General features: G+C 47.4%; 7 protein-coding genes and 1 riboswitch. All 7 genes read right to left on the bottom strand.

Annotated features, from left to right (window positions below):
• Positions 1–34: 34 nt before the first annotated feature.
• The 7 genes from Psfp_RS06165 to cbiB all read right to left on the bottom strand — a co-directional run bounded on the left by Psfp_RS06165 (position 35) and on the right by cbiB (position 13,304).
• The gene (locus tag Psfp_RS06165) at positions 35–4,807 is read right to left on the bottom strand and encodes a DUF6531 domain-containing protein (protein ID WP_134217670.1); all 4,773 of its coding nucleotides are present in this window, start codon (positions 4,805–4,807) and stop codon (positions 35–37) included.
• 42 nt (positions 4,808–4,849) lie between these two features.
• Positions 4,850–7,639, bottom strand: coding sequence for a S8 family serine peptidase (locus Psfp_RS06160; RefSeq protein WP_134217669.1), 2,790 nt, complete (start codon positions 7,637–7,639; stop codon positions 4,850–4,852).
• Between the two features lie 203 nt (positions 7,640–7,842).
• A riboswitch (molybdenum cofactor riboswitch) is annotated at positions 7,843–7,966 on the bottom strand.
• Positions 7,967–8,068: 102 nt separating this feature from the next.
• Entirely contained in the window at positions 8,069–8,704 is a 636-nt protein-coding gene (gene cobC / locus Psfp_RS06155; protein ID WP_134217668.1) for an alpha-ribazole phosphatase, read from the bottom strand.
• Entirely contained in the window at positions 8,701–9,798 is a 1,098-nt protein-coding gene (gene cobD, locus Psfp_RS06150; RefSeq protein ID WP_134217667.1) for a threonine-phosphate decarboxylase CobD, read from the bottom strand. Before cobD ends, cobC begins: the two co-directional genes overlap by 4 nt.
• Before the next feature lie 47 nt (positions 9,799–9,845).
• On the bottom strand, positions 9,846–10,607 hold the full coding sequence (gene cobS / locus Psfp_RS06145; RefSeq protein WP_192895287.1) for an adenosylcobinamide-GDP ribazoletransferase: 762 nt from the start codon (positions 10,605–10,607) through the stop codon (positions 9,846–9,848).
• Positions 10,608–10,948: 341 nt separating this feature from the next.
• A complete protein-coding gene (locus Psfp_RS06140; RefSeq protein WP_134217665.1) occupies positions 10,949–12,334 on the bottom strand; it encodes a cobyrinate a,c-diamide synthase in 1,386 nt (461 codons plus the stop codon).
• Between the two features lie 10 nt (positions 12,335–12,344).
• Positions 12,345–13,304, bottom strand: coding sequence for an adenosylcobinamide-phosphate synthase CbiB (cbiB, locus tag Psfp_RS06135; RefSeq protein WP_205079484.1), 960 nt, complete (start codon positions 13,302–13,304; stop codon positions 12,345–12,347).

Here is a 13,304-nt window from a genome sequence, read left to right as displayed (position 1 = left end):
AAATAATAACCTCCCCAAAGAAACTGCAAATATTTTAGCAGATTGGGGAGGGTTCTGAATCATCTTTTAGATAATCAATGTGCAAAAAAATCCTGCCTGCCAGGACTACTTTACGAGCAAGATTACACCTGGCCAGGGCCTGTATTCCCCAGATTGTCTCTGCGGTGACACCACCGCTGGCGTCGGACTCAGCGACTACCCTGCCTCTGTTGTCGTAATGATACCTAGTGGTACCGGTGGGAGTAACTTTATTATTTCTCAACCCCTCGGGATCATAGAAATAGTTGTAGGTATTCCCACCGGTGGTGAATGTGGCCAACTCGTCCCAGTTGTTATAGCTGATTTCTCCGGGAATAAATCCGTCCAGGCTTCTACCATTTACGGTGGTGAGAATCCGGTTTCCCCTGGTGTCGTATTGATAGCTGATCTGTTCGCCGTTCGGCCTTTGTATACCTGTCAGACGGTTTAAGGCATCGTAGGTGTAGATTGTGGCCTCACCGTTTTCGGTAACCGAGGTAATGTTGCCGTTATTGTCGTAACCGTAGCTGTATTGTGTGAACAACTTGTCCGCCCACCAGTTTATCATGGTCTTGAGCCGGTTGATGTTGTCGTAGGTGTATTCAGTACGGATGCTTGACCCGTTGGCCAACTGGGGATAGTTTACCGCCTTGACCATTCCGTCGCCGTAGTATTCATAGGTGAAGTTTTTCCCGTCCGAAGTTACGGTGGTCAACCTGTTCAGGTTGTTGTATTGATAATCAGTTGATAAACCAAAGGGGTCGGTTAATTTAGTTTTATTGCCCAGTATGTCATATTGGAAACCAACGCTATAGCCTCCGACTGTTCTTTGTTTAGCAAGTCCGGTGGAGTAAAACTCATAAGTCAACGCCTCTCCGTTCCCGGTAGTGTCGTTTGCCGGCTGGTATTTTTCCACACCTCCCAGGGGACTGTAGTAGTATTCGATCTTATCCTGGTTGGCCCTTTTTTCGGCTAGCTTGTTATCCGGGTAATACTGCATGGTCGTGATCTTGCCTGAAGAGTCAGTTATCTCCACAGGTAAGCCGTTGGCATTGTATTTATAGGTAGTAGGCTGGCCTGCCGGGAGTTGCTTGGAAACCATGGCGCCTCTCTCGCTATACTGCTTTACTGTGGAAAAGGTGCTCGTGTCCTGGTATTGTTTGATTTGGGTAAGATCTCCCAGCCGGTCGTAATCGTAATCGGTGGTTTCGCCCAGGGGGTTGGTGACTTTGTTCAGCCTGTTCAAGGCGTCGTAACCATATAAGGTGGCATTGTTATTGGCGTCTGTCAGCTTGGTAAGGTTGCCGACAAAGTCATACTCATATTTTTCTTCAACCACAGCAGACCCGCCCGGCCCGTCGGGAAAGCCTTTTCTTGAAATCGTCCGGCTCCACTGGTCATATGTCTCCACGTAGTGGTTTTCGGCTATACCGGTATCAGCCGGAACAAAATAAGTGGTGTTAGTGCGGCTAAATATATCATAGCCAAACGTATAGTAGTTGCCCTGGGGATCGGTAACTTTCTTCAAACGATCCCATTCATCGCTCTGATAATTAGTCTCATTGCCGTTGGCGTCCTTGACCCAGATTAACTGTCCGTAATTATTATAAGCATTACCCGCCAGAATCCAATCTTCACGTTCATAGTCATAGTAAATAGTATGGCTCAGGTTCCCTTGATCGTTATAATAACTATAGGTATCCAAAAATATGGAGCCGTTTTTCGTCTTATAGTATCGGACTCTAAGAACTCTTTGCTGATTATGATAATTAGTAAAAACGCTATTATCATAATCAAAATTATCTTCCGCCACATAAGCTTCGTTTGTACCCGTTGATTGCGGATGGGTTATTTTCTGGAGCCTGCCTTGAGAGTCATAGCTATAGCTGGTTACGTTGCCCAAGGCATCTGTTTCACTGACCACGTTCCCCCAGAGAAACTCATAGCCCTTATAGGTTGTACTATTTTTGGGGACTCCTTCCTCTGTGTAGTAAAGGGTGACGGTTGTGGGAAAAGCATAGTAAGCCCCGGAATAGTCGTAGTCGGTCCTGGTTGTCCGGCCACCACCGTGATGGATGTTTACCCTGGTGTAATTGCCAGGGTGGCTTGCATCTCCATACTGGTACTCGGTAGTTTCACCTTTAGCATTGGTAGTGGTGGTAACGCGCCCCATACTGTCATAGTTGGTTGACTCTGTCAACAGTAACCCGGGTTTTTGGTAAAAACTTTTAGTCTTTAGAAACTTGTAAGTTGGATCATAGGTAAAGCTTGTGGTATGCTGGCTTTTAAAAGTGGCGTCGTTCCACTGATCTAATGTCAGCGGTACTGTCCCGGAAGCAGTACCGCCCCAGTCGTTATAGGTGTATCCAGTGTAAAGGGTAGAGACGTTACCGCTGGCGTTATATTGCTCGGTTCTGATTTTGGTCACGTTATCCTTAAAATTGGGATCGTATTCCTCGTAGCAGGTAAATATCTTCTCCCCGCTTGAGTTGTATTCTTCTTTCTTGTATTCTTTATTACCTTTGTAGGTTTCTTTTATTATCAGGCCGTTATTCTGCTGCATGGTGCTTGTAAACTGATAATTGGCATCTTTGGACAGATCTTGTTGGTTGGGGTATCCCGTTTCATTATCATATATTGTTCCGTTATAGTTTCCGCTATATGAATAAGTCCGCTGATAATCTGTCCCCCAATAGCCCGTATCGTAATATATACCCTGTTCAAATCTTTTTGTAATCCTGTATATATCATAAAAACCATTATCCCCCAAGCGTTTTGTTGCCTTTTCATATTCATATACGGTTTTGGAATTTCTAAGATATATTTCATTTAGTAATAACTGGTATGTTTTGCCATACGTAAACTCACTTTTTGATTCATCATATGAGAAAAGAACATAGGTATAATCGCCGTAGTTAAGGGGGTATTGGGGAAGAGTATAATTATACCAATTGGTTTGTTCTCCGTCATTATAACTGTAAAGTCTTGGGTATCTCCTTAGTTCTTGCCATTCATTATTCCAATTATACCAACATTTAATAATACCCCTGGTATAGGTTAAGGTATGATTGTTTGTTTCCGATGGATCAGTTACCATAACGGTTATTGTTCCCGCATCGGAAACGTTATCTTGAAATAGCGTGTCGTTATAGGTAAATGTCACCTTTCGCCCGATGCTGTCAGTAATTTCGGAGATCAGCGGCCAAGCCCGGTCGAACCTGAGTTTATCCAACCAGGATGTCCCGGTTGCGTTATTATTTGAAAATACTAATTGAACATAATACGTACTGGAGGAGGTAACAAATGTCTGGGACAAAGGCTCCCAGGTATTTTTGGCGGTAGAGGACATTGCAGCATTAGATGCCTGCACAATATTTTTATACTGATCATATTCACGGTGAAAAAGCTGGGCATTACCACTGGTCAGTTGATTATATAGATACCCGCTGAGATGATACTTAGTGTTTGGCAACACAGGTATATGCCAACTTTCTGATTCCTGGCTAACTCCAGAACCGGTAAACTTAAGTGAAGTGTTATCGTCTTTGCCGAATGTCTGATCAAAGTAATAATGCTTGTTGGGATCGGGGTCCATCGTATTAGTATTGCTCCACATACCTATATCACTAGCATCAAACGTAAAATCATTATTGGGGGCGCTGTTGGTTACCGGCATCTCTGTATGCTTGAATGTAATTTGGTTTCCAAAACGGTCGACGATACCCAACAGCCGTCCGTCAGCGGCAAAATACCTTTTGGTCTGGTCGGCTGTGGTAAATGAGTATTGGCTGCTAACCTGACCATTAGAAAAACCAGTATCGTTATTAAATTTAACATCTTCCAGGTAATAATTTTCCAGGTTGCTATAGTTCCCGGCGGAAAAATTTACGTGATATACTTTCCCGTCACCGGAATGGTAGTAGAGTTCTTTTCTTCCATACGTCTCTTCCACCTGAACAGAAGGAAAGCCGAAAGCCCAACCCGCACCCAGCGCGTACCTGTTCAGATAATACGTTGAATAATCAGTATAGCAATGGCCTATTCCTGAAGTAAGGCGATTACCCAACAATGCTTGATTGCTCTGGTAGATCCTGCTAATTTCTAAATCCAGTCCGTTTCTGCCCGGCAATTTAAGGTCCGTCTGTTTGATTGTCAAATCACCGGTATAGGGTGAAACCACTTCATCAATGTTGGCCCAAGCGGAGTACTGCTTATTGTCAACCCCATTCATGGCAGATGGACCAACCAGCGTGTTGTACCACGCCTGGTCGGTAGCGGACTGCATCGCCATCGCTAATATTGACTGGTCTGTTACGTTGTAAACATCATTGGGTACAGATAAATCTTGATCACCTGACACTGAAGTTTCTACTTTATACTCTTCATTTGATACTGATGGTACTTTAGCTGGCAATTTGTTCAAAAGGTCAAGTCTGTTGTGTTTTTTAAGAGTATTATAGAAGGCCGATTGACCATAAACGAAATCTTCCACGGAACCATTTTGAGCTAGATTTAACTCTAAAATCTCATTCTTTATCGGAGGTTGTAGCTCAGTTGTTGTTATTTCCGTGGGGTTTACCGATCTTTCATATACAACATCGGAAACCGACTGGATTTTACCAGTCTGATGAGTTGAGCCGTCCGAGCCATCCATTTCATTAGTGACCGTGAAGCCGGGTAAGATGCTGGTATTTTGCTCCGCAATACTTTCGTTATTGTGGGCATATACCGGAATAGAGATATTTATCAATAGAGATAAAATCAACAAACATGTTAATAACTTTTTCAAATTTGATAATCCTCCCTTTATAAAAATTTACTATCGTAAATGTTATGGAGCTATAAATCGGCGGATTAAATTATTGTTATTATCATATTGATATTCAATGGTTTGCCCGGATGGCAAATTCAAATAACGCAAGGAACTATTTTCATTATATGTATACTCGTATTCATAAGAACCAGTTTCTAATACTAATTCTTCAACTGTATTTAATATATTATCAATGCCATATCCACCTATCGCATAAATCCGATTGTTTACTGCCGCCGCCGCCAGTAAATGTCTGGGTGTTGGCATACTTGCTGTTGTTCTCCACGTATTTGTTGCCGGGGTATATTCTTCTACTACGTTCCGGCCATTATCATCGTAGAAATATCGTCCGCCCATTGCATAAATTTTTCCGTTTGCAGCGGTTGCCGACAACCCTAATCTTGGCATGGGCATACCTGTTTTCGCTGTCCACGTGTTTGTTGCGGGGTTATATTCTTCCATAATATTTAAACTGTTATTATTGTACATGCCGCCTATTGCATATATCTTCGCATTAACAACCGCAACTGCCAAATAATTTCTTGGTGTAGGCATACTCGCTTTTGCCGTCCAGGTATTTGTGGCAGGATTGTATTCTTCTACTGCATTTAAAAAATCGCTACTGTTATTTCCACCTATCGCATAGATCTTCCCATTAACTGCCGCCGCTGACAACAACCACCTTGGTGTAGGCATACTTGCTTTTACCACCCAGGTATTTGTTGCCGGGTCATATTCCTCTACTGTATTTAACTTGCCGTTATAATTACTGCCGCCTATTGCATATATCTTCCCATTTACTGCTGCAGCAGCTAGCCCTCTCCTTGGTGTTGGCATAGCTGCTTTTGTAGTCCAGGTATTTGTCGCAGGATCGTATTCTTCTACTGTATTTAAATAGCCGCTACTGCCTTCGCCGCCTATGGCATATAACTTCCCGTTTACCTCTGCTGCTGCCAAAAAAAATCTTGGCGTAGGCATACTCGCCTTAATATTCCAGAGCTCTCCGGAGTACAGGCTGTATTCGCCAGCGGTCTGATAAAGTGTATCCGAGACGGTAGGATTGCCATAAACAAACTCTTTATCTATGGTTTCGCCATATACTGAATCAGTGACTGAAATGTCCCCGTATACTGATTCACTGACTGATATGTCGTTATTATCATCGCTGATTAGCGTTTCACTCTTTTCCAAAATGGTAGTTGATGCCGCACTGCCGCAGTTAATTTTGTTTCCATCGCTTACTTGATTGATCAGACCGGGTAGTTTATCGGAGGTCTGTATTATGATCTGTTTGAGCTCCTCCGCAACGGCATTTTTGCACGCGCCCAGTATCAGCGCGGCCTCGCCCGACACAAAGGCGGCTGACTGGGATGTCCCGCTGCTCATACCATGCCTGTCGCCGGGTGTGGCGCTGACAATATTCTCACCCGGAGCTGCGACATCTACCGATGTCTGACCATAGTTGGAATAACCTGATAAATTTCCGTCTTTGTTGATGGAGGCGACTGTGATAATGTTATTCTCGCCGTATGACGCCGGGTAAACCGGACTGGTGTCGATATCGGCATTGCTGTTGCCTGCCGCGCATACGAAGAGCATGGTGGAATTTGCAATGGCTTCTTTTAAGGCCGGGTTGTCGAAGCTTGTCCCCCAGCTGCAGTTTGCTATTTTTGCGCCTTTTTTTTCGGCGTATTCAATGGCTTCAATGATGTCGCTGGTATAGGCTGTACCGTTATTAAATACTTTCAACGGCAATATCTTTGCTTCAGGCGCTGCCCCGGCAATGATACCTGCAAGATGCGTCCCGTGCCATTCATCGTATTCCTGGCCATGCATGTGCACTTGGCTGTTATCGTCACTGAAGTTCCAGCCGTTTATGTCGTCGATGTAGCCGTTGCCGTCGTCATCGGTCCCATTGCCGGGTGTTTCGGTTTGGTTTGTCCAAATTCTCTGCGATAAATCCTTATGGGTGATGTCTATTCCTGTATCAAATATGGCGACTATGGCTCCCTCTCCCTGAGATTTTCCCCAGGCGGCTTTTATATTGACATCAGCCATGTTCACCGGCGTTCCGGCATCGGCTGTATTTTTCCGCGCTTCTTTTTTTGCTTGGTAGGTTGTTAGCCATTGTTCTACCATCGGGTCATTGGGTGGAAGTCCTTGCAGGAATTCCGGCAAGTTTTCTTCTCCCGGCCGGGCGCTAGCTTGTCCAGCTTGATAGTCTGGACTCCCATCCTGTTGCACTGCATCAGTTATGTCCTGCTCGTTTTGCTGTGCATCTATTTCCGCATCCAGCGATGCTGCCGTCAGCTTATAATCAGGCTGAATGTATTCAATTTCGCTTTCTGCATTTTTACTTTTTACTTTCGCTATGAAATCTTCTTTCCTCATCTTTGTTTTTGTCGTTATGACATTAAAGCTTTTAAACTTGCTGTTGTTGATATTTCTTATTTCTTTCAAATCTTGACCTAAAAAAACGGCCAGGCCGCCCTTGCTTTTGGCGCTTTTGTATTTAACGATAAAGCGGTCGGTTTTATACTCGTTCAGCTCTAACGGCCAAAGAGGGTCAAACTGCATCTGTGTGTAAACTTCATCTGCAACGCCTTGGTCTAAACTGCCATTCTCCCCGTCCCTGCCGGCATATACATCTTCTTGTATGCTTGGAGCGCCGGTTTCATTGCTTTTTTGGTTCTTTTCATTTATGCCGTTATAATTTGCATTGACCGATAACGGCAGAGACGTTGTTGTAAGAGTTAGAGACAGTGCCAGAAACAAAGAAAGAACCATCTTCATTGCTGCTTTTTTCAACTCTTCTCCCCCTAGAAATAATATTAGTAGACCACATGCTTTTTTGAGTAATGAACCCTATATCGCATTAATAAAACCCTGCTTTGGAGCCGTTAGACACCTCCGCCGGCTGTATTGCGCTTTTTCGATGCCACTAAAGCGATGCTTTTGGAATAAAGAATAAGCCCTTCATTGTGAAATAAATTGCAATGAAGGGCTTTATAAACCCCAACATATACTATCCTTTCCACAATGGGAGGCACGACCGTTTCCGGTATGCACCCTGCCGGTCAAGTTACCATAGCCAACATGGCCATAGGTAAAATGACTTCGGATAATGTTTATCATTTGGGCGTTATAAAACAATCTGTCACTATTAATGGTAATAACAGACATATTAAATTGCAAGAGCAAATAATGTTACAATTTGTCATTTAAGCCAATGGCTTACTAATAAGAACTGCCGGCATTGTTGCCGGCTAAATGGGAGCAGTCGTTGAAAAGCGTAAGAATTCCGTACTCCCAACCGGTGAAGTCAAGGATACTCAAAGACCCGTTATGAAGTCCCAGCCGCCAGTATTTACCCAAATCCATTTCCAGAACGCTGCCCACGATGCTTCTGATTGGACCCCCGTGGGACACTACCGCTATCCGGCCGTCGCTGTGCCGCGCTATAATCTCCTTGATGGCGTTAACGGACCTTTCAATCAATTCATTGTAGGTTTCACCGCCCGGGATCCTGATTGAAAACGGGTTTTCCCACCATTGTTCTATTTCACCGGCAAAAAGCTCTTTTATTTCTGCAATGGTTAACCCTTCCCAGGCTCCAAAATTCAGCTCTCTTAGTGCGGGGACAGTCACAATGGACATGCCGTGCCGGCTGGAGATAATTGTTGCTGTTTCACGCGCTCTGACCAGGTCGCTGGCATAAAACGCGTCAAGCTTCAGTGCCGCCAGCCGTTTACCCAGGCTAACCGCCTGCCGGCGGCCACGCTCCGACAACGGTATGTCGGTCACTCCCTGGAACTTCATGGTGTTATTCCACTCTGTTTCCCCATGTCTGATTAAGTACACACGGCAGCTCATTTATTCTCTCCCTGTACTATTGCTTTAAGAGCCAGCAACAGCTTCTCGTTTTCCGGGCGAGTTTTTACTGCCAGTCGCAAAAAACGACCGGCCAGCCCGTTAAAATCAGAGCATTCCCTGACCAGCACCCCCTGCCTGCCCAGCAGTTCGGTTAATTCAAATGAAGTGAACCCACTGCCGGCAACATCTGCCAGGATAAAATTAGCGGCTGCGGGCAGTGGTTGAACACCGGGCAGTGAGGCAAGCTGTCCGAAAAGAAATTTCTTTTCACAGTTTACTATTCGGCAGGTATCCCGCATGTGTTGGTAATCCATCAAGCCGGCTACGCCGGCAACCTGGGCCAGTACATTAACATTCCAGGGGTCCCTGGCGGCGCTCATGCGGGACAGCAGCTCCCCGGGCCCGGCTATCGCCCCCAAGCGCAGACCGGGGATGCCAAAGAATTTGGTCATGGAGTAAAGGACCGCCAGGTTGGGTTGTTGTCCGGCCATTTTGATAACAGAAAAAAACTCCCGCCTGGGGACAAAATCCATAAACGCTTCATCTATGAGGACCATAACACCGTGCAAACACGCTTTTTCAAGAATGGTCAGGATTGTTTTGCGGCCGGTTAACCGCCCGGTGGGGTTATTGGGGTTGCACAGAAAAAGGAGGTCTGCGTCAGGCAATGAGGCGATGATCTCGTCAACCGGAAGCCTGAAGCCGTTTTCTTCGGACATGGGCAGTTCAAGCACTTCGCCCCCCTGGCACAAAACCGCAAGGGCATATTCGCAAAAAGTCGGTACCGGGATAAGCGCCCTCCTGCACCTCAGTACGCGGACCAGCAGGTAAACCAGTTCAGCTGCCCCGTTACCCATCAGCAGCCTTTCTTCTTTTATCCCCAGATATTTTGCCAGTTCAGACTTAAGTTCAGTACAGTCCGGATCCGGGTAAGCGGAAATCAGGTCAAGGTTTTTCGATATGGCTGAAAGCGCCTTGCGGGAGGGCCCAAGGGGATTGATATTGGCGCTGAAATCCGTAATATCTTTGACCGGCAGACCGTACTTACGGGCGGCTTTATTCAGGTTTCCGCCGTGTGTGTGTTCCAGAGGCAACTTGCATGACTCCTTTCAAAATGAAACAAGCGCCTGTATATTGGCAGCTAGAAAACAGAATGAAAGCCGCAGGTCCACCGGAGTATGGGGTAAACCGCCAGGAGCAGGACCACCTCAAGCAGTTCATTGATAAACCCGTAGGTGTCACCGGTTAACCCGCCCAACTCCTTGACAATCTTTTTGCCTGCCACCCAGGCGGCAAAAGCCGCCAGCGCCACCAGCCAGGCCCCCTGCAGCCCTAGAATCAATGCGACCGCAACAGCGGTAATAATGGTTGAGCCTGCCAGCTCCCTGCTGCCTGACTGTACGGCATAAACTTTTCCGAGCCCATCCGGTCTGGCATAAGGAAAGGCTATAACAGCAATGGACATGCCCCACCTGCTTATCGCAGGAAGGACCAGCAGGACTTTAAATAAAACACCGTCCGGAAGCTCGAGCAAGAGGTTGTATTTCAATAACAGCAGGCATATTACTCCGATAACGCCAAAAGCTCCTACCCTGCTGTCCCGCATAATCTCAAGCTTTCTTTCCCGCGGCCGCCCGCTAAAAAGGCCGTCGACACTGTCCATAAAGCCGTCCAGGTGCATGCCGCCGGTCAGGACAACCATACCAACGACAATCAGCGCAGCCTTGATCCCCGCAGGGAATAAAAATCCTGCCGCCCATGCCAGAGAGGCCAACAGGACTCCTAAAAACAATCCCACGGCAGGGAAATAAAGGGTGGACCGGCCGCAAGCTTTTTCGTCAAAATCTACATTTGGCAGGGGCAGTCTTGTTAACTGATAAAAAGCTAAAAGGATACTTTTCAAAACGGCCTCCCGGTTTGAAGAGGTATTTAATTTAGAAAGTATTTATTCTTGGGATAGTTTACCACGCCGTTATCGCGGCGCTACGGATCATGAAAACACAAGTACTGCAGGTGCGATTTCAATCGCACACGGCGCATTAGCGCCGGACTTGAACTGCTATCCTGAAAATATAAATTTTCATTTTCTGCTGGTACCGCCGCAGGCGGCATGGGGTCTAATGTAACTTCTGCGCGAATGAATTCGCACCTGCATTTTCGGGATTCACTCTGTGGGCTGAACGGCTGTACAGTTATTTTCAAGGAAGCAAAAGAACCGTCCCCCTGCTTCCGTTTCTTGCTCAGCTACCAGGAGTTTTTATATTTTTCACAGCTTTCGATCAGTCTTCCGGCCGTATCCGGACAGCCGGCAAAATGCAGGTGGACGTACGATGCCAGAATATTCGCAGTTATTACTCCGTCCTGCCAGGCAGTTTGCTCTCCCCATTTGGCCAGCCGGTAGGCTCTTTGATATTCCCGTCCAAGCTCCAACGTCGAATAATGAAACTCATGGCCGCGCAAAGAAACGCCCCGGCTGCATATGATGTTGTCATCCAGGGCTTTAGCGGTGACGTAACCAAGACCTGCCCGCTTTTGCCCCATCCTGCAGCAGCCGTCAATAAGGCCTGCCGCGGGGTACTTGCGGTTGCTAAAGTCCACAATGGATGTGGTCAGGTACATTAAGCCGCCGCACTCAGCATATACGGGCATGCCGGAGGTGACCGCGGCTTTCAGGTCTTTCTGGAAGAGGGTGTTGCGGGACAGTTCTTCAAGAAACATTTCCGGGAAGCCTCCCCCTATATAGAGACCATGCAGGTTGGCAGGCAGTCCTTGCCCGCTCAGTGGACTGCACGGCGCCAGTTCAGCGCCAAATGCTGTGAGCAGGTCAAGGGCGTCCTGGTAATAAAAATTAAAACCCCGGTCCTGCACCAGACCCAGCCTTACCCGGCGCTCTCCAGGCATATCCGGGAAAACTCGCCTGCCAGGTTTCGGCAAGCTTACTGTTTCCCCCGCCAGGGCGATTAGATGTGCAAAATCGATCCCTTCCTCCACAGCTTGCTGCATTGCTGTCAAGTGTTCCGGCAATCTTGATTTTTCCGTGGTTGGCAACAGCCCCAGGTGTCTTTCCGGGAGCTGAATATCCGGTTGACGGTAAACATAGCCGACAACAGGGATCCGACAGTTAGACTCGATTGCTTCTTTTAATATCCGGTAGTGCCTCAGGCTGGATACGCGGTTAAGGATGACGCCACGGATGTTGACAGCGGGGTCCATCTGTTGATAGCCCAAAACAACCGCGGCGGCGCTGCGCGCCATGGAACGGGCGTCAAGGACCAAAATTACCGGGGTCTCAAGGATTTTGGCCACATGGGCGGAACTGCTGTTAGCAGTCGCGCCGATCCCGTCATATAGTCCCATCACTCCCTCGATAATGGATATATCGGCGTCTGCCGCTGAGCGAATGAAAAGTTCCCGCAACGTTTCTTCACCCAGCATCCACCAGTCCAGGTTGCGGCACACACGGCCGGTGACAGCGTTATGATATCCAGGGTCAATATAGTCGGGACCCACCTTAAAGGGTTGTACGTTTAAACCACGCTTATTTAGCGAGGCCATGATAGCTGTGGATAAGGTGGTTTTCCCTACCCCGCTATGGGTGCCGGCAATCAGCAGCCTGGGTATGCTTGACATGAGGTCGCTCCTATATCAGCAGGTACCAGCCCGCAAGGCCCAGACCTGCTGTTAAAGTTGCTGTTACGTACATAATCTTGACGGTTTGCAGAATATGAAACGGTTTGAGGGGAGCCAAATCCTCCCCCATGTAGGCCCTGAAAGAAGGGCTGCCCTGGTAGTAATTCAATCCGCCCAATCTTATCTCCAGTGAGCCGGCAACGGCAGCCTCGGGGATACCGCTGTTGGGGCTGGGGTGACTGGAAGAGTCTCTGCGCATCGACGAAATTGCTCCTTTGGTGTTCATCCCGAGCAGCCAGGAAGCTGCCAGGATCAGAAAGCCGGTGATTCTTGCCGGGATATAATTGGCTATATCGTCAAGGCGGGCGGAGGCTTTGCCAAAATTTATATAACGTTCGTTTTTATAGCCCAGCATCGAGTCCAGGGTATTGATCGCCCGGTAAGCCATAGCCAGTGGAGCGCCGCCCAGCAGGGCATAAAAAAGGGGTGAAACAATTCCGTCAACAATATTCTCGGCGACGGTTTCAACCGTGGCCCTGGTGACGTCAGCGGCATCCATTTGCTCTGTGTCCCGTCCGACAATCCATCCCACCTTGCGGCGGGCTTCGGCCAAATTGCCCTTTTGCAAAGAGTTGTAAACATCACAGGCTGCCGCGGCCAGACTTTTGGCTGCGATTGTGGTGTAAATAATCCAAACGGTAAGGACAGAGCCAAACCAGTAGTTTATTGCATAGGACCACCTGACCAGGCAGGCGGTTACCAGCCAGCTGCCCCCGGCAACTATGACCGCCACCATAGCGCCGCATACCAGCAGAGCCGCGGGACTCCTGAAAAAACGCCGCACCCCAGCTTCCAGGCTGGAGATGACCTTGCCGATCAAAACCACCGGGTGGGGCCAACCATGCGGGTCTCCCAAAACCAGGTCCAACAGGTAGGCGGCAAATATAAGAAGTCCGGCGTTTATAGGCAT

The sequence above is a fragment of the Pelotomaculum sp. FP genome (genome assembly GCF_004369245.1).
Taxonomy (GTDB): Bacteria; Bacillota; Desulfotomaculia; order Desulfotomaculales; family Pelotomaculaceae; genus Pelotomaculum_C; species Pelotomaculum_C schinkii.
The sequence above is the reverse complement of the archived record's forward strand: the minus strand, read 5'-3'. Positions and strand labels throughout refer to the sequence as shown.

Excerpts from the sequence above, each read along its gene's own strand:
- Psfp_RS06140 (WP_134217665.1), bottom strand. The coding sequence starts at position 12,334 with ATGTCAAGCATACCCAGGCTGCTGATTGCCGGCACCCATAGCGGGGTA.
- cobC (WP_134217668.1), bottom strand. The coding sequence starts at position 8,704 with ATGAGCTGCCGTGTGTACTTAATCAGACATGGGGAAACAGAGTGGAAT.
- cbiB (WP_205079484.1), bottom strand. The coding sequence starts at position 13,304 with ATGCCTATAAACGCCGGACTTCTTATATTTGCCGCCTACCTGTTGGAC.